Source organism: Sphingomonas sp. UYEF23 (assembly GCF_040546165.1).
Taxonomy (GTDB): Bacteria; Pseudomonadota; Alphaproteobacteria; order Sphingomonadales; family Sphingomonadaceae; genus Sphingomonas; species Sphingomonas glacialis.
Map to the genome: position 1 here is coordinate 47056 of NZ_JBEPNG010000004.1, position 21666 is coordinate 68721.

At 68.5% G+C, this 21666-nt stretch carries 20 protein-coding genes; 10 read left to right on the forward strand and 10 right to left on the reverse strand.

What is annotated here, in order from left to right:
- Nucleotides 1-241 precede the first annotated feature (241 nt).
- A complete protein-coding gene (locus ABIB28_RS09085) occupies nucleotides 242-1096 on the forward strand; it encodes a GAF domain-containing protein (protein WP_354287898.1) in 855 nt (284 codons plus the stop codon).
- A 22-nt stretch (nucleotides 1097-1118) separates the two neighbouring features.
- Here the strand turns inward: ABIB28_RS09085 and ABIB28_RS09090 are convergent, their stop codons facing one another.
- Both ABIB28_RS09090 and ABIB28_RS09095 read right to left on the reverse strand, forming a co-directional pair.
- The gene (locus ABIB28_RS09090) at nucleotides 1119-2693 is read right to left on the reverse strand and encodes a peptidase MA family metallohydrolase (RefSeq protein WP_354287899.1); all 1575 of its coding nucleotides are present in this window, start codon (nucleotides 2691-2693) and stop codon (nucleotides 1119-1121) included.
- A 64-nt stretch (nucleotides 2694-2757) separates the two neighbouring features.
- Complete coding sequence (locus ABIB28_RS09095; protein ID WP_354287900.1) at nucleotides 2758-4935, reverse strand: primosomal protein N'; 2178 nt, start codon at nucleotides 4933-4935, stop codon at nucleotides 2758-2760.
- 187 nt (nucleotides 4936-5122) lie between these two features.
- Between ABIB28_RS09095 and ABIB28_RS09100 the strand changes: the two genes are divergently transcribed.
- Entirely contained in the window at nucleotides 5123-6007 is an 885-nt protein-coding gene (locus ABIB28_RS09100; protein ID WP_354287901.1) for a tyrosine recombinase XerC, read from the forward strand.
- 130 nt (nucleotides 6008-6137) lie between these two features.
- On the opposite strand, the gene ABIB28_RS09105 is transcribed toward ABIB28_RS09100, so the two are convergent.
- The 4 genes from ABIB28_RS09105 to rsmI all read right to left on the reverse strand — a co-directional run bounded on the left by ABIB28_RS09105 (nucleotide 6138) and on the right by rsmI (nucleotide 9253).
- A complete protein-coding gene (locus ABIB28_RS09105) occupies nucleotides 6138-6737 on the reverse strand; it encodes a DedA family protein (protein WP_354287902.1) in 600 nt (199 codons plus the stop codon).
- 127 nt (nucleotides 6738-6864) lie between these two features.
- The gene (gshB, locus tag ABIB28_RS09110) at nucleotides 6865-7821 is read right to left on the reverse strand and encodes a glutathione synthase (protein ID WP_354287903.1); all 957 of its coding nucleotides are present in this window, start codon (nucleotides 7819-7821) and stop codon (nucleotides 6865-6867) included.
- 141 nt (nucleotides 7822-7962) lie between these two features.
- Complete coding sequence (locus ABIB28_RS09115; RefSeq protein ID WP_322162496.1) at nucleotides 7963-8268, reverse strand: YraN family protein; 306 nt, start codon at nucleotides 8266-8268, stop codon at nucleotides 7963-7965.
- Nucleotides 8269-8419: 151 nt separating this feature from the next.
- Nucleotides 8420-9253, reverse strand: coding sequence for a 16S rRNA (cytidine(1402)-2'-O)-methyltransferase (gene rsmI, locus ABIB28_RS09120; protein ID WP_133186379.1), 834 nt, complete (start codon nucleotides 9251-9253; stop codon nucleotides 8420-8422).
- 11 nt (nucleotides 9254-9264) lie between these two features.
- On the opposite strand from rsmI, the gene ABIB28_RS09125 reads away from it, so the two are divergent.
- Nucleotides 9265-10464 (forward strand): penicillin-binding protein activator, encoded by a 1200-nt coding sequence (locus tag ABIB28_RS09125; protein WP_354287904.1) that lies wholly within the window; start codon nucleotides 9265-9267, stop codon nucleotides 10462-10464.
- A 4-nt stretch (nucleotides 10465-10468) separates the two neighbouring features.
- On the opposite strand, the gene hemW is transcribed toward ABIB28_RS09125, so the two are convergent.
- Nucleotides 10469-11659, reverse strand: coding sequence for a radical SAM family heme chaperone HemW (gene hemW / locus ABIB28_RS09130; RefSeq protein WP_354287905.1), 1191 nt, complete (start codon nucleotides 11657-11659; stop codon nucleotides 10469-10471).
- Nucleotides 11660-11698: 39 nt separating this feature from the next.
- Between hemW and ABIB28_RS09135 the strand changes: the two genes are divergently transcribed.
- Nucleotides 11699-12268, forward strand: coding sequence for a CAP domain-containing protein (locus ABIB28_RS09135; RefSeq protein WP_354287906.1), 570 nt, complete (start codon nucleotides 11699-11701; stop codon nucleotides 12266-12268).
- A 160-nt stretch (nucleotides 12269-12428) separates the two neighbouring features.
- Here ABIB28_RS09135 and rdgB read toward each other — a convergent pair whose 3' ends face one another.
- Nucleotides 12429-13061 carry an RdgB/HAM1 family non-canonical purine NTP pyrophosphatase gene (gene rdgB / locus ABIB28_RS09140; protein WP_354287907.1) on the reverse strand — a complete coding sequence of 211 codons (633 nt, stop codon included), beginning with the start codon at nucleotides 13059-13061 and terminating at the stop codon, nucleotides 12429-12431.
- The gene (gene rph, locus ABIB28_RS09145; protein WP_133186384.1) at nucleotides 13058-13774 is read right to left on the reverse strand and encodes a ribonuclease PH; all 717 of its coding nucleotides are present in this window, start codon (nucleotides 13772-13774) and stop codon (nucleotides 13058-13060) included. The genes rdgB and rph overlap by 4 nt, the downstream gene beginning before the upstream one ends.
- Nucleotides 13775-13885: 111 nt before the next feature.
- On the opposite strand from rph, the gene ABIB28_RS09150 reads away from it, so the two are divergent.
- The 3 genes from ABIB28_RS09150 (at nucleotide 13886) to grpE (ending at nucleotide 16621) form a co-directional block, all read left to right on the forward strand.
- Complete coding sequence (locus tag ABIB28_RS09150; RefSeq protein ID WP_354287908.1) at nucleotides 13886-14647, forward strand: energy transducer TonB; 762 nt, start codon at nucleotides 13886-13888, stop codon at nucleotides 14645-14647.
- 353 nt (nucleotides 14648-15000) lie between these two features.
- The gene (gene hrcA / locus ABIB28_RS09155) at nucleotides 15001-16056 is read left to right on the forward strand and encodes a heat-inducible transcriptional repressor HrcA (protein WP_354287909.1); all 1056 of its coding nucleotides are present in this window, start codon (nucleotides 15001-15003) and stop codon (nucleotides 16054-16056) included.
- Nucleotides 16057-16072: 16 nt separating this feature from the next.
- The gene (gene grpE, locus ABIB28_RS09160) at nucleotides 16073-16621 is read left to right on the forward strand and encodes a nucleotide exchange factor GrpE (RefSeq protein WP_133186388.1); all 549 of its coding nucleotides are present in this window, start codon (nucleotides 16073-16075) and stop codon (nucleotides 16619-16621) included.
- A 118-nt stretch (nucleotides 16622-16739) separates the two neighbouring features.
- Here the strand turns inward: grpE and ABIB28_RS09165 are convergent, their stop codons facing one another.
- A complete protein-coding gene (locus tag ABIB28_RS09165) occupies nucleotides 16740-17057 on the reverse strand; it encodes a hypothetical protein (protein ID WP_354287910.1) in 318 nt (105 codons plus the stop codon).
- 106 nt (nucleotides 17058-17163) lie between these two features.
- Between ABIB28_RS09165 and ABIB28_RS09170 the strand changes: the two genes are divergently transcribed.
- From ABIB28_RS09170 to ABIB28_RS09180, 3 genes are all read left to right on the forward strand, one after another.
- A complete protein-coding gene (locus ABIB28_RS09170; RefSeq protein WP_354287911.1) occupies nucleotides 17164-17340 on the forward strand; it encodes a hypothetical protein in 177 nt (58 codons plus the stop codon).
- Nucleotides 17340-18566, forward strand: a complete 1227-nt coding sequence (locus ABIB28_RS09175) for a threonine synthase (RefSeq protein WP_354288095.1) — start codon at nucleotides 17340-17342, stop codon at nucleotides 18564-18566. The genes ABIB28_RS09170 and ABIB28_RS09175 overlap by 1 nt, the downstream gene beginning before the upstream one ends.
- Nucleotides 18567-18734: 168 nt before the next feature.
- The gene (locus ABIB28_RS09180; RefSeq protein ID WP_354287912.1) at nucleotides 18735-21662 is read left to right on the forward strand and encodes a PAS domain-containing protein; all 2928 of its coding nucleotides are present in this window, start codon (nucleotides 18735-18737) and stop codon (nucleotides 21660-21662) included.
- Nucleotides 21663-21666: the final 4 nt, after the last annotated feature.

The following is a 21666-nucleotide window of genomic DNA, read 5'->3' on the forward strand; positions in this document are numbered from 1 at the left end:
CGGGGGCGTGCCTTCAGCCACCACGGCGCCGACCGGCCAGCGTTACGCCAGCGACGGGGAGCACGATCCGGTATGCCGGACATATGCAGCCGGAAAATCCGGTCGCGAAAAGCCGCTACGAGGCCAGGATGCAGCTGTTCTTGGTCAGGGGAATCGCTGCTTCATACTGTAAAAGACCGGACAGGATTTTGCGAGCGAGCCAGCTTACGCCGTAGCGTGAGAGAGGTTTCGAAAGTTCGTCATGCTCGTCGATCGACGCTTTCCTGTCCCGGACGATGAGGCGTCCCGGCTCGACGCCCTGAAACGCTATGCGATCCTCGATACCGCACCCGAGTCCGTGTTCAACGATGTCGTGCGGATCGCGCAACGCGTGTTCAGCGTGCCGTCGAGCGCGGTGTCGTTCGTCGACGACGACCGGCAATGGTTGAAGGCGCGGCGCGGAATCGATTTTGCCGAGACCCGGCGCGAGGACGCCTTTTGCGCGCATACGATCCTGTCGAACGCGCCGATGGTCGTCCCCGACGCGATGGTCGATCCGCGCTTCAACGAAAATGCACTGGTGGTGCACGCGCCGCACATCCGGTTCTACGCTGGCGCGCCGCTGACGACGCCGGGCGGTTTCAACATCGGCACGGTCTGCATCACCGATTCGGTTCCACGCGCGGATTTTTGCGCGCGCGAGCGGCGGCAATTGGCCGCGCTGGCGACGGTGGCGATGGCGGAACTCGATCGCCGCGCTCCGCCGGGCGACCAGCGCGGCTTGCTGCGCCACGGCGTCGCGCTGCACGGCTCGGTGGGCGGCTACGGGATCGTCCAGACGCTGGTCGAGATCGCCAACATTTCCACGCGCGGCGCGCTGATCCGGGGCAGCCTGCCGCCGCTGCAGCACCAGGGCGGCCTGATCCTGACGATCGGCAACACGGTCGTCGTCACGACCGTCGCCTGGTGCCGCAACGACACCGCGGGCCTCGCCTTCCAGAACCCGATCGACCCGATCCTGCTCGCCTGGATGAACGACCGCATCCTGGCCGGCGACCGGCGGCCCGTCGCGGCGGGCGAGCGGGCGCCGATCGCCGTGCCGCCGCCGGCGGCGTGAGTCGATCGCGTCTCGGCGCGCGTCAGCTTCCCGCCGGTTTAGCCGCCTTGGCACCCCCCGCGCGCCGCTTCTCGAGCCGCTCGAGCATTTCGCGCGCGGTCTCCTCCTTGGCCCCCGCGCCGGCGAGCCGGTATTTCACCGACAGCTTGTCGTCGCGCGCCTTGTCCTTGGCGCTCTGTTCGCCGCTCGCGCGTGTCCTGAAGGCCAGCGGCCGGATCGTGTCGATCGCATCGTCGAGCATGTCGCGGGCCTCGAAATCGGACGCGACCATCCGCCGCAGCTCGGCGTTTTCCGGCATCGTGTCGAAGGCGGCGAGCAAGCCGTTCTGCGCCCCCGCAGGCGGCAGCACGCCCTGTGCGGTAAAGCTCTCATAATAGGCCTTGAGGATGCGGGGCGTGTGCGGCGCAAGCCGGTTGGCGGCGAGGATCGACTGGCGCGCGGCGGTCCAGCGTGCCGGATCGGTGACCTTGGCGACACGCAGTCCCTCCACATCGAGCATTCCCTGGAACATCAGCGCGCGCGGATCCTGCGGCGCGACCTTCAGCCAATGCGCGACGGTGGCGCGCGCCGCATCGTGATGCTGGACGAGCATTTGCGCATCGCTCAGCACCGCGAGCGCCGACGGATCATCGGGATAGGAGGCCACGACGCTGCCGAGCCGCTGTTCGAAATCGGCGAAATTGGCAGCGGGGACACCCGCGCTCAGCCGGATCTGGAAGGGGACGAGCGCGCTTTGCGCGGGGCTCAGCGTCTGAACCGTGATCGGGCCGGGATCGAGCTTCTTGAACGGCAGATCGAGCACCTGGTGGTTTCGTACCGCCGCATAGTCGCGCAATTCCGCATCGAGCGCCGAAACATTGCCGAACGCCTTGGTCGCCGCGGCCTCGAAGCTGCTGCCGTCGTTGATCGCCTTGAGATAGGCGGTCAGCTGGCCGGGCCGCTTCTGCGTCGTCGAGAGATAGTGCACGAGCAGCCAGCCCTCGGCATAAAGCAGATAGACGTTGGTCACATCGCTGTACCGGCGGGCCGAGAGGACTTGCGAGATCGGTATCCAGGCGTTGTCGTTCAGCGACTTGTAGCGGTTCTCCAGCGGGATCCCGACCGTCGTTACATCCTTTGCGCCGATCTTGGTCGTGCCGTAATAGTCGGCAAAGCCCTCGATATACCAAGTCGGGTAGGCGCCCGAAAAGTTGTGGAACATGAACTGGTGCGCCAGTTCGTGGAACAGCACGACCTGCGCGAACGAGCCGTCATCTCCTTCGATCCCGGCGCGCGGCATGACGGTGTACGATCCGCGAATGTCGTCGTCATAATAGCCTGCGACGCCGCTGCTGGGGAACGGCATCGTGTCCTGCACCGCAGTCTGGCTGGGTACCATGAAGACTCGGATCGGAGTCGTATTCGGGGTCGTCTTGGCGCCGGAGATGACCCGCAGCACGTTCTCATACTTTTCGAGCCGCTCCGCCAGCGCGCGCGCGCTCGTTTCGCTCCCCTCGGTATAGACGATGAAATTGGTCGAAGTGGCCGTCCGCCACGTCGCGCCGGCAGCGCTCGACGTGGCCGCCAACAGCGCCGCACATACCCATTTCCGTACCATGTTTCAGCCCCCGCCAAGTGTCGCCGGTCAGCGTATCGGCCGGGTGCGGGCACGGCAAGCTAGGTCATACGAAGCTGTACGGATCGACATCGACGACGACGCGCACCTTGCTCGGCCAGTCGAGCCCGCCGAGCCAGTCGCGCACGACGTCCTGCACCGCCAGCCCGCGCTTGGCGTGGATCAACAGGCGGAAGCGGTGGCGCCCGCGCAGCATCGCGAGCGGGGCAGGGGCGGGGCCGTAGACCTCCATCGCCTCGAGCTGCGGCGCGGCGCGGCCGATCAGCCGCGCGGTTTCGAGCGCCGCCTGCTGGTCCTCGCTCGACACGACGATGCCTGCGAAACGCCCGAACGGCGGCGCATTGGCCTCGCGGCGATGCTCGGTCTCGGCGCTGTAGAACGCCTCCGTATCGCCCGAGACGAGCGCTTTCATCACCGCCGCATCGGGGCTGTGCGTCTGGATGTAGACATGCCCCGGCTTGGCGCCGCGCCCGGCGCGGCCGGCGACCTGGCAGATCTGCTGAAATGTGCGCTCGCTCGCGCGCAGATCGCCGCCATCGAGCCCGAGATCGGCGTCGATCACCCCCACCAGCGTGAGGTTGGGGAAGTGATAGCCCTTGGTCACCAGCTGCGTTCCGACGACGATGTCGATGTCGTGCGCCTCCATCCGTGCCACGAACTCGGCGGCCTTGGCGGGCGACCACATCGTGTCCGAGGTGACCACCGCGATCTTGGCGGTGGGGAACAGTTCGGTCACTTCGTCGGCGATGCGCTCGACCCCCGGGCCGACTGCCGCCAGCGTATCCTCGTTATGGCATTCGGGGCAGATCTTCGGGACTGGCTCGGTATGGCCGCAATGGTGGCACGCGAGCCTGCGGACGAGGCGGTGCTCGACCATCCACGCGGTGCAATTGGGGCATTGGAAGCGGTGGCCGCAGGTGCGGCACAAGGTGAGGGGCGCGTAGCCGCGGCGGTTGAGGAACAGCAGCGACTGTTCGCGCCGCTCCAGCGTCTCCTCCATCGCTTTCACGAGGCGCGGCGCGATCCAGCGGCCGCGTTCGGGCGGTTCGGCGATCAAGTCGATCGCCTCGATCGCGGGCATCTCGGCGGCGCCCCAGCGGCCGGGAAGCTTGACCTCGGCATAGCGGCCGAGCGCGACTTGCTGGCGCGTCTCGATCGCGGGCGTGGCCGAGGCGAGGATCACCGGGATCTCCTCGAACTTGCCGCGCATCACCGCGACGTCGCGGGCGTGATAATGCACGCCCTCTTCCTGCTTGAAGCTCGTCTCGTGCGCTTCGTCGACGACGATCAGCCCGAGATTGGCATAGGGCAGGAACAGCGCCGAGCGCGCGCCGACGGTGACGAGCGCTTGCCCGCTGGCGATGCCGCGCCACGCGCGCCGCCGCTGCGACTGGCGCAGCCCCGAATGCCACGCCACCGGCTGGACGCCGAAGCGCGCGGCGAAGCGCTTGAGGAAGGGCTCGGTCAGCGCGATCTCGGGGAGCAACACAAGGCACTGGCGGTTCTCGCGAATCGCGGCGGCAACCGCTTCGAAATAGACCTCGGTCTTGCCCGAGCCGGTGACGCCGTCGAGCAAGGTCGGTGCGAACGCACGCGCGGTGACGTCGGCGACGAGCGTGCCCGAGGCCGCGCGCTGGTCGGGCGAGAGCGCGGGTGCTGCGAAATCGGGATCGGGGGCGGGGAAGGGGCTGTCGATATCGACCTCGACCGCCTCGAGCGCGCCGACCTTGACCAGCCCGCGGATCACCGCGTCGGACACCTCGCCAAGCGCGGCGAGCTCGCGGATCAGGCCCTGGAAGCTGCCGATCTTTTCGAGCGCCTGCTCGCGCTGCGGCGTCAGGCGCGCAGGGACTTCGCCGGTCGCGCGATATTCGGTGATCGTCTTGCTGCCCTCGAGCGCCGAGGTCGACGACAGCGCCATCCGCACCACCGCTGCAGGCGACGCGAGATAATAGTCCGCGGTCCATTCGATCAGCCGCCGCAGCGGCGCGGCGAGCGGCGGCACCGGCGCGACGCCGACGAGGTTGCGCAGCCGGTTGTCGCCGACTTCGGCGTCGGATGGCATCCGCTCGGGCTCCCACACCACGCCAAGCAACTGGCGCGGGCCGAGCGGCGCGACGACCACCGAGCCCGGCTCGACGCTCATGCCATGCGGCACGCGGTAATCGAGCGGGCCGAGCGCGGAGTTGAGGACGAGAACGCGGGCGCGGGACATGGAGCGCATATGGCGGGTCGAGGGGGCGGGTGCAAAGGGGGCGAGTGTTTCCAACCGGTTCGTCACCCCGGCCTTGTGCCGGGGTCCACCACGCCGCGAGGTTGCTGCAGGATAAGCGGCGTCGCGCCCGCGACTGGGTAGACCCCGGCACGAGGCCGGGGTGACGGCGGTGGGTGAGGTCCGCTACACCCCCGCCATGTCAGACCTCCCCCGCCTCTACGCCGAGCACCTCGCGCGCGACCGGCGGCGTTCGGTCCACACCGTGCGCGCCTATGAGGCGACCGCGACGCGGCTGTGTGGGTTCCTCACCCAGCATTGGGGCGAGGCCGTAGACCGTACCGCGCTCGCCCGGACCGACACTGCCGATCTGCGCGCCTTTCTCGCCCAGCGCCGCAGCGACGGGCTGAGCAACGCGTCCGCCGCGCGCGAACTGTCGGCGGTGCGCGGCTTCCTCACCTTCGCGACGGGCGAGGGCACCACGCCGCGGCTCAAGGGCCCGCGCGTCAAGAAAGGCGTGCCGCGCCCGGTGTCGCCCGACGAAGCTGTCGCGCTCGCCGACGATGTCGCCGACGATGCCAGCGAACCGTGGATCGGCGCGCGCGACCTCGCGGTGTTGCTGCTGCTGTACGGCGCGGGCTTGCGCGTTGCCGAGGCGCTGTCGCTGACCGGCGCGGTGCTCCCGCTCGGCGCGACGCTCGTCGTCACGGGCAAGCGTGACAAGACGCGGATCGTGCCGCTGCTCCCGCAGGTGCGCGAAGCGGTCGAGGCGTATGTCGCGCTCAGTCCGTACGGCACCGCGCGCGACGCGCCGATCTTCCGCGGCGCGAAGGGCGGGCCGCTGTCGCCGCGGCTGGTGCGGCGCGCGGTGCAAGGCGCGCGGGTGCGGCTCGGGCTGCCCGATCGCACGACGCCGCACGCGCTGCGGCATTCGTTCGCGACGCACCTGCTCGGGCGCGGCGCCGATCTGCGCGCGCTGCAGGAGCTGCTCGGGCATGCGAGTCTGAGTTCGACGCAGATCTATACGCAAGTCGATGCCGCGCATCTGCTCGACGTCTACCGCAACGCGCATCCGCGGGCTTAGGCGCTTTTTCGTCACCCCGGCCTCGTGCCGGGGTCCACCGCTCCGCGCGAGCCTCGCCGGCAGGGCGCGTATCCCGGTGGACCCCGGGACAAGCCCGGGGTGACGGTGGGGGAGGGCGCGCGGCCAAGCCTTAGGCGCGCGGTTTCCAGCGCAGCAGCCGCCACAGATAGCCAACCACGATCGCCACCGTCAGCGCGATCGCGGCAGGCCCGATAAACCGATCGAGCTCGCGGAAATTCGCGCCGAGATAATATCCCGCAAACGCCAGCCCGGTGTTCCAGATCGCCGATCCCGCCGCAGTCCACAGCAGGAAGCGCAAATGCGACATCCGCGCCATCCCGGCGGGCAGCGACACCATCGTGCGGAACGCGGGCATGAAGCGAAACACGAACACCACCCACTGCCCGCGCGACCGGAAGAAGGCTTCCAGCTGGACGACATGCTGCCAGTCGAGCGTCAGCCAGCGGCCATAGCGATCGACGAACGGCCGCAGCCGGTGATAGCCGAGCCGATAGCCGATGGCGTACCAGAAATAATTGCCGACGACGGTTCCAACGGTGCCCGCGACGATCAGCGGGACGAGCGTCATCTGCCCGCGCGCGACCGCGATCCCGCCCAGCCCCATGATCACTTCGGAGGGGATCGGCGGGAAGACGTTCTCGAGCACCATCAGCACGAAGATGCCGAAATAGCCGCCCCACGCCGTCAGGTTGACGATGAAGTCGGTCACTTACCTGACTCCCCTCCCGCTTGCGGGAGGGGCTGGGGGTGGGCACGCGCTCTCGACGCTAGCGCCCGCTGATAGCGCGCGCCCACCCCCGACCCCTCCCGCAAGCGGGAGGGGGGAAGAAGACGAATCACCCACGCGCTGCAACATTCCGCTCGATCGCGTCCCAGATCAGCCCCGCCACATCGGTCCCGTCGAACCGCTCGATCGCGACGATCCCGGTCGGCGAGGTGACGTTGATCTCGGTCAGCCACTCGCCGCCGATCACGTCGATCCCGACGAACAGCAGCCCGCGCTTCTTGAGCTCCGGCCCGAGCACCGCACAGATCTCGCGCTCTTTCTCGGTGAGTTCGGTCTTCACCGCCGACCCGCCGACCGCGAGGTTCGAGCGGATCTCGCCCTCGCCGGGCAGCCGGTTGATCGCGCCGGCGACTTCGCCGTCGATCAGCACGATCCGCTTGTCACCCTTGGCGACCGCGGGAAGGAACGCCTGCACCATGTGCGGCTCGCGCCACATCGTGTTGAACACCTCGATCAGCGCCGACAGGTTCGCGCCGTCCGACCCGACCTTGAAGATCGCCTTGCCGCCATTGCCGTGGAGCGGCTTGATGACGATCTCGCCGTGCTGCGCGAGGAAGGCACGCGCCTCGTCGAGGCTGCGCGTGACGAGCGTCGGCGGCATGAACTGCGGGTAATCGAGCACGAACACCTTCTCGGGCGCATTGCGGACCGAGGCGGGGTCGTTGACCACCAGCGTCTTGTGCGCGATCCGCTCGAGCAGGTGCGTCGCGGTGATGTAGCCGAGGTCGAACGGCGGATCCTGCCGCATCAGCACGACGTCGGCCTCGTCGCCGAGATCGAGGCTGACGGGTTCGCCGAAACTGTAATGATCGCCGACGACGCGCTGCACGGTGACGGGGTCGGCCTTGGTCCAGACGCGGCCGTTCGCATAGTTAAGGTCTTCGGCATTGTAGTGGAACAGTTTGTGCCCGCGCTGCTGCGCGGCGAGCATCAGCGCGAAGGTCGAATCGCCCGCGATGTTGATATGCGCGATCGGATCCATCTGGACGGCGACAGTGAGGGACATGTTCGACTCCTGCCGCTTGCCGTCACCCCAGCGAAGGCTGGGGTCTCTGTGGCGCGGGCGCTGCGCGTCAACCGCGAGATGCCAGCCTGAGCTGGCATGACGGTTGGGGCAAAGCGCATCTAAGGTGCCGAGCCTGCGATGTCACCCGATCCACGCATTCTCGATGTGGCGCGGCTGCGTGCCCGGCGCGAGCAGGATGACATCGACACGGATGTCGTCGCCCGGCGCGGCATAGGTCGGCATCAGATATTCGGCGGCGGCGGCGACGCGAGCGAGGCGGCGCTCGTCGATCGCGAAGTCGAGTTCGGCGGCGGTGGCGCGCATTTTCACTTCGACAAAGGCGACCAGCTTGTCCTTGCGCGCGATCAGATCGACTTCGCCAGCGGGCGTGCGCACGCGCCGCGCGAGGATTTGCCAGCCCTTGAGGCGCAGCCACCAGCCGGCCAAGCGCTCGCCGCGACGACCGGAGGCTTCGGCCGCTTGCCGCTTCGCATTCCCCTCCCGCTTGCGGGAGGGGCTAGGGGAGGGGATGTCGCGCGGCACGCCTGAACATGCCCTCCCCTAACCCCTCCCGCAAGCGGGAGGGGAGGAGGAGCCACTACGCCTTCAGCTCCAGCGCCCGCGCGTAGAGCGTCTTGCGATCCAACCCCAGCGCCTTGGCCACTTCGCTCGCCGCCTGCCCGGTCGACAGCCGCGTCAGCGCCTCGGCGAGCGCGCTGTCGGCATCCGCCGCGCTCGCTGCTTCGGGCGCGCCGGGGCCTGCCACCACGACGACGATCTCGCCCTTGGGCGGCGCATCGGCATAGCGCGCGGCGAGCTGCGACAACGTCCCCGTCACCGCTTCCTCGAAATGCTTGGTGATCTCGCGCGTCACCGCCGCTTCGCGCTCGCCGAGCCCCTCGGCGAGCGCCGCCAGCATCACGCCGAGCCGCGGGCCCGATTCGTACAGCACCAGCGTCGCGCGTACCGCCGCCACCTCGGCGATCGCGGCGGCGCGCGCTTGCGCCTTTGACGGCAGGAAGCCGAGGAACAGGAAGCGATCGGTCGGCAACCCCGCGAGCGTCAGCGCCGCCACCGCCGCGCACGGCCCCGGGATCGTCCACACCGTATGCCCCGCCGCGCGCGCATCGCGCACCAGCTTGTAGCCCGGGTCGGAAATCAGCGGCGTCCCCGCATCGGACACCAGCGCCACCGCCTCGGTCCCCATGCGGGCGATCAGGCCGGGGCGGACATCCTCGGCATTGTGGTCGTGATACGGCGTCATCGGTCGCTTGACGCCGATATGGTTCAGCAGCTTGCCCGTCACCCGGCTGTCCTCGACCGCGATGATCGCGGCGTAGCTGAGGATATGCGCCGCACGCGGCGTGAGATCGCCGAGATTGCCGATCGGGGTGGCAACGATGTAGAGGCCGGGGGAAAGATCAGGGTTCATCGGGAGTGGTCATGGCAGAGCGGGATATGGGCGCGCAACGTCCCATCGGGTTTAAGCGGCTTTTGCGCGGGGCAGCGTTGGTCGGCGCGGTGCTGCTCGCGGGCTGCCAGACGGTCGTGCCCGGGCCCGGCCCATCGCGGCGCCCCCCGGCCGAGCGCCCGTCGCAGAGCCAGCAGCCTGCGGTCGAGCCGGGCATCCCGACCGATACGCAGCGCCACCGCGTCGCCTTGCTCGTGCCGCTCTCGGGGGCGAATGCCGGCGTCGGGCAGAGTCTGGCCAACGCCACGCAGATGGCCCTGCTCGATTCGCGCAACGAGCGCGTCCGCATCACCAGCTACGACACCGCCGCCGGTGCCGCGCAGGCCGCGCAGCGCGCGCTTGCCGATGGCAACCAGCTGATTCTCGGCCCCTTGCTCGCCGACGACGTCCGCGCGGTGACGCCGATCGCGCGGCGCGCCGGCGTTCCCGTGGTGAGCTTCTCGAACGATGCCACCGCGGCGGGCAACGGCGCGTATTTGATGGGCTATGTCCCCGCGCAGTCTATCATCCGCGTCGTCAAATATGCGCACGACCAGGGCGTGGCGAGCTTCGGCGGCCTCGTCCCCAACGGCGTGTACGGCGAACGCGCCTCGACCGCGTTCCTGCGTGCGGTCGAATCGGCCGGCGGCCGCGTCGGCGCGCTGCAGACCTATGATCGCGCGCCGGGCTCGATGACCGCGGCGATCACGCGGATGGCCAAGAGCGCACCGTATCAGGCGATCCTGATCGCCGATGGCGGCTCTGCGGCGGCGGCGGGTGTCCCCGTGCTGCGGCGCAACGGCATGGGCGGCGCGCGCATCCTCGGCACCGAATTGTGGAATTCGGAAAGTTCGATCGCGAGCAAGCCAGCGCTCGAGGGCGCGTGGTTCGCGAGCGTCTCGGACGGGCTGTACCGCCAATATGCCGCAAAATACCGCGCCCGCTTCGGCGCGGCGCCGTTCCGGTTGTCGAGCCTCGGCTATGATTCGGTGCTGCTCACGATCCGCATCATGCGCGACTGGCCGATGGGCGCGGCGTTCCCCGAGGACCGGCTCAAGGATCGCGGCGGTTTTTCAGGGATCGACGGCGCATTCCGCTTCGGCCGCGACAATGTCGCCGAGCGTGCGCTCGAAGTGCAGGAGATCCACAGCGGAACGACGGTGACGGTATCGCCCGCGCCGAGCGGGTTCTAACCTTCTAAAGCCCCTCCCCTGAAGGGGAGGGGCTTAGGACGATCAATGGCAGGATCGCATCGAGCAGCAGCATCCCCGCCTCGGTGACGCGCAGATGGTCGCCAGAGCGTGCAATCAAGCCCTGCGTGTCGAGCCGCGCCGCCGCCGTCCAGTCGATCAGCGCCTCGACTGTCGTCTCGCCAAGCCCTGCGATCCGCGCGAGATCGACCCCTTCGCGCAACCGCAACCCCATCAGCAGCGCTTCGGTCGAGCGCTCGCCCGGCACCAGCGGCTGCTCGATCTGCGCGCCGTGGCCGTTGCGCGCGACCGCGCCGATCCAGTTCTCGGGCTTCTTGTGCCGCGCGGTCGCGAGGCCACCGCGTCGCCCGTGCGCGCCCGGACCGACACCGGCATAATCGCGGTAGCGCCAATAGACGAGGTTGTGGCGGCTCTCCGCCCCCAGCCGCGCATGGTTCGAAATCTCATACGCCGGCAGCCCCGCCGCCGCGGTCGCCGCGCGCGTCGCCTCGAACAGGTCGGCCGCGGAATCGCCATCGGGAATGACGATCCGCCCCGCCGCCGCCTCGGTCGCAAAGCGCGTGCCGGGTTCGATCGTCAGCTGGTAGAGCGAGAGATGCTCGGTCCCGAACGACAGCGCGCGGGTGAGCTCGGCATCCCAGGCCGCGAGCGTCTGGCCGGGGCGCGCATAGATCAGGTCGAAGCTGACGCGCGCAAAGGCCGCTTGCGCGGTCGCCAGCGCGGCGAGGCCTTCGTCGACCCCGTGCGCCCGGCCCAGGAACACCAGCGCTTGGTCGTCGAGCGCCTGCAGGCCGAGCGAAACGCGGTTGACCCCGGCGCGCGCGATATCGGCAAAGCGCGCCGCCTCGACCGAGGAGGGATTGGCCTCGAGCGTGATCTCGATATCGGGCTCCGGAGGCCAATAAGCGGTCGCCGCATCGATGATCGCCGCGACCGTCGCGGGCGGCATCAGCGAGGGCGTGCCACCGCCGAAGAAGATCGACCCGAGCCGCCGTCCGGGCAGCGCTGCGGCCTCATAGGCGAGGTCGGCGAGCAAAGCGTCGCGCCACGCCGCCTGGTCGACGCTCTCGCGGACATGGCTGTTGAAATCGCAATAAGGGCATTTCGACACGCAGAACGGCCAATGGACATAAAGCGCGAGCGGCGGCGTTAGCAGGGGCGTTTCGGAGGCATTCATCAACCGGAGCCTATGGGCGTTTCGAGGAGATTACGAAAGATGCGCGTTCACTGGCTTGCGCTGGCCCTGGTGGCGGGACTGGCGGGATGCGCCGCGTCCGACCCGGACGAACCGCCGCGCGTCACCGAGCCACGACTGAGCGAGGCGTCCGCTGCGCGCGGCGAATCGCTGCTGCAGCGCGCGATGCTCGACGGGCACAATCGTGCGCGCGCCGCGGTCGGCGCGCCGCCGCTGGCGTGGAACGCCGAACTTGCCGACGATGCCGCGCGCTATGCCGCGGTGCTCGCCGAGACGCGCGCCTTCAAGCATTCGACCGGCGTGCGCGGGCGGATCCCCGAGGGCGAGAACCTCTTCATGGGATCGCGCGGCGCGTATCGCTATGACGAGATGGTGCAGCTCTGGGTCGACGAGCGACGCGGCTACCGGGCAGGCGTCGTGCCCGACATCAGCACGACGGGGCGCTGGCAGGATGTCGCGCATTACACGCAGATCGTCTGGCGGCGGACCAGCGCGGTCGGCTGCGCGCTCGCGAGCAGCGCGCGCGACGATTATCTGGTGTGCCGCTATTCGCCGCCGGGGAATGTCGTGGGGCGGCGCGTGGCGGACTAAGGGCGCTTACGCCTGGGTCGTCCTCGGCTTCCGTTCCCCGGCGAAGGCCGGGGCCCAGGCGTGGCGCAGGCCGAGGCGGGCGCAATGCGCGCCTGTTGAAGCCATCGCACCTGGGCCCCGGCCTTCGCCGGGGAACAGATGCGTGCGATGAGGAGGCGGCTTACACCACCGCCGCAATGAGCTGCGCGAAGGCATCCGCCCGGTGGCTGATCGCGTGCTTCTGCGCCGGGTCCATCTCGGCATAGGTCTGGTCGCCCCCCGCAGGCACGAACACCGGATCATAACCGAACCCGACATCGCCGCGCGGCGGCCAGGTCAGCGTGCCCTCGGCACGGCCTTCGAACCATTGGACGTGCCCGTCGGGCCAGGCGAGTGCGAGGACGCAGACGAAGTGCGCGGCGCGGCTCGCATCGGGGCCCTTGGTCGCAAGCGCTTGCTCGACCTTGGTCATCGCCAACGTCCAGTCGCGCCCGTTCGGCGTCTCCGCCCAATTGGCGGTGTAGACGCCGGGATCGCCGCCGAGCGCCTCGACGCACAGCCCGCTATCGTCGGCGAGCGCGGGGAGACCCGACAGGTCCGCCGCCTGCAATGCCTTCAATTCGGCATTGGCGACGAAGGTCGTGCCGGTCTCCTCGGGCTCGGGGAGGTCGAGGTCGGCCGCCGAGATCGCCTCGATGCCATGCTCGGCAAGCAGGGCGCCAATCTCGCGCACCTTGCCGGCATTGTGGCTCGCGATGACGAGCTTGCCGGGGCTGAGCTTGCGAATCGCCTGCGGCGCGACCTCTTCACTCATTTTGCGACGGCCTTGGCTTGTGCGGCAAAGATGTCGGTGCAGCCGATCCGCGCCAGACGCAGCAGGCGGAGCAGCGCTTCCTCGTCATAGGTCGCACCCTCGGCGGTCGCCTGGACTTCGGCGATGTTGCCGTTTTCGAGCAGCACGAAGTTCGCGTCGGCGTCGGCGTTCGAATCCTCGTCATAATCGAGGTCGAGCACCGGCGTGCCCTTGAAGATGCCGCACGAGATCGCCGCGACCTTCTGCGTTAGCGGGTCGGCGGTGAGCTTGCCGCTCGCCATCAGCCCGTCGATCGCCAGCCGCAGCGCGACCCACGCGCCCGAGATCGAGGCGGTGCGCGTCCCGCCATCCGCCTGGATCACGTCGCAATCGAGCACGATCTGGCGCTCGCCGAGCAGCTTGAGATCGGTCACGGCGCGCAGCGAACGGCCGATCAGCCGCTGGATTTCCTGCGTGCGGCCCGACTGCTTGCCCTTGGCGGCCTCGCGGCTGCCGCGCGTGTGCGTCGCGCGCGGGAGCATGCCGTATTCGGCTGTCACCCAGCCTTCGCCCTTACCGCGCAGGAACGGCGGGACCTTCTCCTCGATCGACGCCGTCACCAGCACCTTGGTGTCGCCGAAGCCGATCAGCACCGACCCTTCGGCATGTTTGGTGAAGCGCGGCTCGATCGTGATCGTGCGCATCTGGTCGGGGGTGCGGCCGCTTGGGCGCATGGGGACTCTCCTGGAAATGACCGAGTCGCCCTAGCTGTGCGTTGGGCGGGTGTCACCCCTTGGCTGGGGGCGGCGGATGCCCACATTCGGGGCCAAGGACGACGCAAAGACATGACCGGCTACGCACCAGCTTCACGACAGGACCGGATCATCGGCGCGGGCGGCGCGGCGGTGCTCGTCGGCCTGATCGGCTATGGGCTGGTGATGGGGCTCGGCGTCGATTTCCAGCGCCGCGTCGTCGAGGATCTCAAGGTGATCTCGGTCCTGCCCGATTCGCCCCCGCCCAAGCCCGATCCGGTGCCCGCGCCCAAAAAGGCCGAGAAGCGCAAGGAAGCCGCAGCGTCCCCGCCCAACCTCAAGGCGAAGGCGACCGAATTGGTCGCGCCGCCGCCGCCGATCGTGCTGCGCCAGCCGCCGCCGGTGGTGGTCGCGCCGATCGCGGGCATCGGCGCCGAGCGCTCGACCGGCGCTGCGCCCGTTGCCGGCCCTGGAACTGGAAGCGGCGGGCAGGGCAATGGCACCGGCAGCGGCGATAGCGGCGACGGCGATGGCGGCGGCGGTGGGACCGACGCCGAGCTCATCAGCAACGAACTGCGCTACCGCGATCTGCCGCGCGACGTGTATGAATCGCAGGCCGCCGGCATGGTGACGTATCGCGCGACGATCGGGGTGAACGGTCGGCTCAGCGATTGCCGGATCGTCCGCTCGAGCGGCAACCGCGCGCTCGATGTCGCGACCTGCGCGCTGGCACTGCAGCACGTCCGCTTCCGCCCGGCGCGCGATGCGAGCGGCCACAAGGTCGCCGACTCGGCGCTGTTCGAACAGGAATGGACCGTGACGCGCGATCCGGATCGCGAAGATCGGGACCGCTAGTCTGGCGCGCCGGACGCCACTGCCCACCGTCGTCATCCCAGCGAAGGCTGGGATCTCACGCGGCGCGCGGGCGCGCGAAAACGGGGAGACCCCAGCGTGCGCTGGGGTGACGGGCGGGCGCTGTCCTACACGGCGTGCTTATGGTATGTCCGTGTCGGCTCTTTGATATCGTCGGCTGTCCAGTAACCGCTCGCGTCCGGCGAAAGGGTCGGAGACGAACGCCGATCGTCGTAGAAATGGAAACGGTCCCGCCGGTCGTTTTCGCTCCGGGGGTCAATCGAGTCAACCAACGCACGGTTGATCGCAACACGCAACCGGTTGAGCCCCGCGCCGCACCGCCCCATATAGACGATATGCGGCTGCCCCCGATCACCGAGCTCAACGACCGCGCCCGCGACGTCTTCCGCGTCGTCGTCCAGAGCTATCTCGATACCGGCGCGCCGATCGGGTCGCGCACGATCGCCCACCTGTCCGGGTTGAACCTATCGCCCGCCTCGATCCGCAACGTCATGCAGGATCTCGAGGAACTCGGCCTGCTCGCAGCCCCGCACACCAGCGCCGGCCGGATGCCGACCGAGATCGGCCTGCGTCTGTTCGTCGACGGAATGATGCAGGCGCTCGAACCCTCGCTCGAGGAGCGCGCCGCGATCGAGCGCCAGCTGGTCCAGACGGGCCCCGTCGAGGAAGCGATCGCCGCCACCACCGCGGCGCTGTCGGGCCTGTCGGCGTGTGCCGGGATGGTGATGGTCGCCAAGCGCGAGCTGGTGTTGCGCCAGATGAGCTTCGTGCCGCTGTCGGCCGACGCCGCTGGGGGCAGGGCGCTCGCGGTGCTCGTCGGCGAGGACGGCTCGATCGAGAACCGCGTGATCGATCTGCCGCCCGGCCTGCCGGTCTCGGCTTTGATCGAGGCGGGCAATTACATGAGCGCGATGCTCGGCGGCCTTACTTTGTTCGAGGCGCGCGCCAAGATCGAGCGCGAGTTGCTCGCCGAACGCGCCGAGCTCGACGGCGCCGCGCGCGCGCTGATCGAACGCGGCCTCGCGATCTGGAGCGAGGATGGCGAGCGCCGCCCGGTGCTGATCGTGCGCGGCCAGGCGCGGCTGATCGACGATGCCGCCGCCGCCGATCTCGAACGCGTGCGCTTCCTGCTCGACGATCTCGAGGGCAAGCAGGACATCGCGCGCCTGCTCGACAATGCCAGCGCGGGCGATGCGACGCGGATTTTCATCGGCGCGGAGACCAAATTGTTCTCGCTCTCGGGTTCGTCGGTGATCGCCAAACCGTTCCGCGGATTGGACGGTCGCGTGGTCGGCGTGGTCGGTGTGATTGGCCCGACGCGGTTGAACTATGCGCGCGTCGTGCCCATGGTGGATTATACCGCCGCGACACTCGCGCGGCTGATGGCTTGAATGGACTAGGGACGACATGACCGAAGACGAAAACACCGTGGCGAACGACGCGGCCGAGCTGCGCGAAGAAACCGCCGCAGCGGCGCCCGAAGTTGCCGAGCATGACGAGACCGCCAAGCTGCGCGCCGAACTCGCCGAGTCGAAGGCCGCCGTGCTGTACGCGCACGCCGAGGCGCAGAACGTCCGCCGCCGCGCCGAGAAGGAAACCGCCGACGCACGCGCCTACGCCTCGACCAACTTCGCGCGCGACCTGCTGTCGGTCGCCGACAATCTCGCGCGCGGGCTCGACGCGATCCCGGCCGAGCTGCGCGCCGACGAGAAGATGAAGGGCCTGGTCGCGGGCCTCGAAGCGACGGGCCGCGAGCTCGAGGCGGTGTTTCAGCGCCACGGCATCAAGAAGATGGTGGCGATCGGCGAGAAGCTCGACCCGAACTTCCACCAGGCGATGTTCGAACTGCCGAGCGACCAGACGCCGGGCACCGTCGTGCAGGAGATGCAGGCCGGTTATATGATCAAGGACCGTCTGTTGCGGCCGGCTCTGGTAGGCGTGGCTAAGGCGGGATGAGCCTGATGGGCGGGGGGACTGTTCGATAAGATCCCTCCGCCCCGATTTTGAAAAAGCCTTGCGGTTCTTCGGGCGCGCCGGTCTTGGGTTTCGGGCGAAAGGATTCTAGGCGCCGGTTTTAGTTGGCGGCGCTGCGATAGAGTTGTTCTCGAATAACCTGATTGCGACGGGCGACTTCGATATCGCAACCGCACGGCAGGAGGCTTTCGAAACCGAGCTGGTAGCGCTCGGCTTTACGAGACCGCAGGGCCCGGGGGTTGCGACGCGTGGCTGGATACATGCGGATTTCAAATTGGGATTTGAGGTTGTTTCCGCGACGCTTCTTGACGGATTGGCGGAACGTGATCGGCTCGTTTTGATCGATCTCGGCGAGGACGGGGTCGCGGCAATCCTGTCCAGGGAGGACATGATCGCCGACCGCATGGGCCAGTTCCATTCAGGCGCCGCGCCCGAAATGTTGGGGCAAGCGAAAGTGTTGGCATCGCTTCACAACGATCTCGACCGTGCCTATTTGGAACGTCGTATCAGAGAAGAAACAGCAGGTGACCTCGGTGTTCAAGACCTCTCAGCCGATCCCGCTTGACGCATTCGTTGCGGAGGTCGAGCGACGCCGCGCCGCGGCTGGCTACCCGGACATGCCGCGCAACGCCGGCAACCGCCGCACCGAAAGCAAGCGCGCGCTGCTAAAGGCAATCGAAGTTGCAGGGGGCAAGTGGTGATCAATTCGAACCTTACGACCGACCGCTCGACCTTCGTCACGCATCTCGAATGCTCGATGACGGGCGAGCGCTACGAGGCCGATCAGCTTCATGGCCTGTCGCGCGTCGGGCGGCCGCTGCTCGTCCGCTACGATCTCGACGCGGTCAAAGCCGCGCTTCCCAAGGCAACGCTCGAGGCGCGGCAGACCGATCTGTGGCGTTGGCGCGAGCTGCTGCCCGTGCGGCGGACAGAGAACATAGTCAGCCTCGGCGAGATCGAGACGCCGCTCGTGCCGATCCCGAAGAGCGCGGGCAGCGCGAACGTGCTGGTCAAGGACGAAGGCCGCTTGCCGACGGGCAGCTTCAAGGCGCGCGGGCTCGTGATGGCGGTGGCGATGGCGAAGGAGCTGGGCGTCACCCGGATCGCGATGCCGACCAACGGCAATGCGGGCGCCGCGCTCGCCGCCTATGCGACGCGCTGCGGGATCGAGACGATCGTGCTGGCGCCCGAGGAGACGCCCGAGGTCAATATCCGCGAGATCGCCGCGCAGGGTGCGCGCGTGTACCGCGTCAACGGCCAGATCGATGATTGCGGCGCGATCGTCGGGCGCGGCGCCGCCGAGGGGCGCTGGTTCGATTTCTCGACCCTGAAGGAGCCCTACCGGATCGAGGGCAAGAAAACGATGGGGCTCGAGCTCGCCGCGCAATTCGGCTGGAAGCTCCCCGATGCGATCTTCTACCCGACCGGCGGCGGCACCGGGTTGATCGGCATGTGGAAGGCGTTCGACGAGCTCGAAAAGCTCGGCTGGATCGGCTCCGAGCGACCGCGCATGTATGCTATCCAGGCAAGCGGCTGCGCGCCGATCGTCCGCGCGTTCGAGGCGGGCGAGGAACATGCCGAACGCTGGGAAGACGCCGCGACCGTCGCGGCGGGGATCCGCGTCCCCAAGGCGGTCGGCGATTTCCTGATCCTGCGCGCCGTCCGCGAAAGCGGTGGCAAGGCGCTCGGCGTCGGCGATCCCGCGATCCTCAAGGCGGTCGAGGATTGCGCGAAGAAGGACGGGTTGCTGCTCTGTCCCGAGGGCGGCGCGACGCTCGCCGCCTATCGCGCGGCGCTGCGCAGCGGCGAAGTCGATGAGGACGAGCGCGTCGTTCTGTTCAACTGCGCGACGGGCCTCAAATATCCGATGCCCGAGGCCAATGCCGCGGTCGATCGGTTTGGCGAGATCGATCTTGGCGCACTGTGAGGCACGCTAATATTGCTTAATTTTTTCGGCCGTATCGTGCCGTGTTGACAGCCTTGCCATGAGCTCGCACGCTTTGGTCGCCGCCGTCCGGCGCTGCCGTGCCCATGTGCGAGATCTGAGCCTATGGCCGTTGAACATCCCGTACCCGATCTCGTCCCGAGGTCGAATGTGGAATCGATCTCGGCAAAGCTGCGCTTTCTCGACGGTGCGGGGCCGATCGCGACGCTGTTGCGCACCCACGACTGGAGCGGGCATCCGCTCGGCCCCCCCGAGAATTGGCCTGCCACGCTCAAGCTGAGTGTCAGCCTGTGCCTGCGCGCGCGCTTCCCGAGCGCGGTCTATTGGGGGGCGGACTTCTGGCTGATCTTCAATGCTGCGTGGACCGGCATGGCCGGTCCCGACGCGTCGAAGCTCGCGCGTCCGGTGGCGGAGACGCGGCCTGAATTGTGGTCGATGATCGAGCCACACTTCCGGCGGGCGTTCGAGACCGGCGAAGGCGCGACCTTCTCGTCACAGCCAGTGACCATGCTGCGCGACGGGGTGCCGACGCTCACCTATTGGACCTATAACATTTCGCCGATCCAGGACGAGAACGGCACGGTCGTCGGCCTGTTCAACCAGGGCCTCGAGGTGACCGACTATGTCGAGACCGACGATGCCTTGCGCGCGGCGAAGCGCGAGCGCGATTTCATCCTGACCCTCGTCGAGGAACAGCGCATCCAGCCAAGCCCGGATGACGTCATGCAGCGCACGGCCGAGGCGTTGGGCGCGTTCCTCGAGGTCGACCGAGTCGGATTTTTCGAGGTCACGCCCGAAGACCTGCTGATCTACGGAGCGTGTTGGGTCAGCGGACGCTTGCCGCCGCTGACGGGCACGACGCCTTCGGCGGTGTTCGGCAAGATCATCGGCAAGACCGTGCAACGCGGCAACACGCTGGTATTCAACGCTCCCGACGATCCGGCCGCGCCACCGCCGGCCGTCCTCGGCGCGATCGGGACCAAGGCCGGGCTGAGCGTTCCGCTGGTGCGTGGCGGCGCATTGCAAGGTGCGCTCTATGTCAGCCATGCCGAGCCGCGCGCGTGGACGCGTGGCGAGATCGCCTTGGTCGAGGAGGTCGCCGAGCTCAGCTGGGACGCGGTCGCGCGGGTCCGCGCGGTGACCGAGTTGCGCGCGCTCAACGCCGACCTTGCGCGCAAGGTCGCGGCGCGAACTGCGGAGCGCGATCAATTGTGGGAGTTCAGCACCGATCTGCTCGGCATTGCCGAGCAGGACGGGTGCTGGATAGCGGTTAATCCGGCGTGGGAGCGCTCGCTCGGCTGGTCGAACGAGGAGATCGTCGGGCGCGACAGCCAGTGGCTGCGACATCCCGACGACGAAGGCGGCAGCTCGGCCGAGATCGCGCAGATCGCGGCGGCCGGAACGACGCATCGGCTCGAACGGCGGCTGCGCACGCGCGACGGCGGCTATCGTATCTTTGCCTGGCAGACGACGCTGGTGGGCGACCGGCTCTACACCAACGCGCGCGATATTACCGAAGAGCGGCGTCAGCAGGCCGCGTTGCGGGTCGCCGATGCCCGTACGCGGATCGTGCTCAACGCGATGGAGGGCATCGGGGTCTGGACCTATGACGTCGCGCGCGACCGGTTCGATGGCGAAATCGGCTTTGCCGAGCTGTACGGCTTTACCCCCGAGCAATTGGAAACGGGGGTCTCGCTCGCCGATGTCGCGGCGCGGGTCCATCCCGATGACCAAGCGATTCTGACGGCCGCCGTCGAGCTTGCGCGCAAGACCGGACAGGACGGCGCGCACGAATATCGCCTGCGGCTGCCCGATGGCAGCGTGCGCTGGGTGATGGCGCGCAACCATGTCCAGCACGACGCGGCTGGCGGACGGGAGACCGTCGTCGGCGTCGGCGTCGATGTCAGCCGCCAGCGCGAGCTCGAGGAGCGATTGCGCCAAGCACAGAAGATGGAAGCGGTTGGCCAGCTCACCGGGGGGCTCGCGCATGACTTCAACAATCTGCTGACGGGCATCTCGGGCGCGCTAGAGCTGATGCAGCTGCGGGTGACGCAGGGGCGCACCGAGGACTTGCCGCGCTATATCGCTGCGGCGCAGGCCGGCGCGGTGCGCGCGGCGGCGTTGACGCACCGGTTGCTCGCTTTCTCGCGCCGCCAGCCGCTCGATCCGCGCCCGGTCGATGTCCCGCAGCTGATCGCCGGGATGGAGGATCTCGTCCGTGGCACGCTCGGCCCGTCGATCACGCTCGAGATCGCCGCGCAGCCCAACAGCTGGCCAGTGCTGGCCGACGCCAACCAGCTCGAGAATGCGCTGCTCAACCTGTGTATCAATGCGCGCGATGCGAGCCCGGCTGGGGGTACGGTGCGGATCACGGCGCATAACGAGACTTTCGATCCGTCCGCGGCGGCAGTGCGCGACCTCCCGCCCGGCGCATATCTCGTAGTGTGCGTCGCCGATTCGGGGACGGGGATGCGTGCCGACGTCATCGCCCGCGCGTTCGATCCATTCTTCACGACCAAGCCGATCGGGCAGGGGACGGGGCTCGGCCTGTCGATGATCTACGGCTTCGTCCGGCAATCGGGTGGGCAGATCCAGATCCACTCGACGCTCGGCGAAGGGACGACGATCTGCCTGTATCTGCCACGGCATGACGGCGCGGTCGGTGACCGCGCGCCTGCCCAGACGGGGCCCACGCTCGGCGCCGCGCGGCGCGGCGAGACCGTGCTCGTCGTCGATGACGAGCCGAGCGTGCGGATGCTGGTGAGCGAAGTGCTCGGCGAGCTCGGCTATGTCGCGCTCGAGGCCGAGACCGGCGCGGCGGCGCTCGAGCTGCTGCGTTCGGCCGAGCGGATCGATTTGCTGGTGACCGATGTCGGGCTGCCCGGCGGCCTCAACGGCCGGCAAGTCGCCGACGCCGCGCGGGTCGCGCGGCCGACGCTGCCGGTGCTGTTCATTACGGGGTTTGCCGAGAATGCGGTCGTCGGCGACGGCGCGCTCGAGCCGGGGATGGCACTGCTCGCCAAGCCGTTTGCGATGGAGGCGCTGGTCGAGCGCATCCGCACGATGCTGGGGTCGTAGGGCT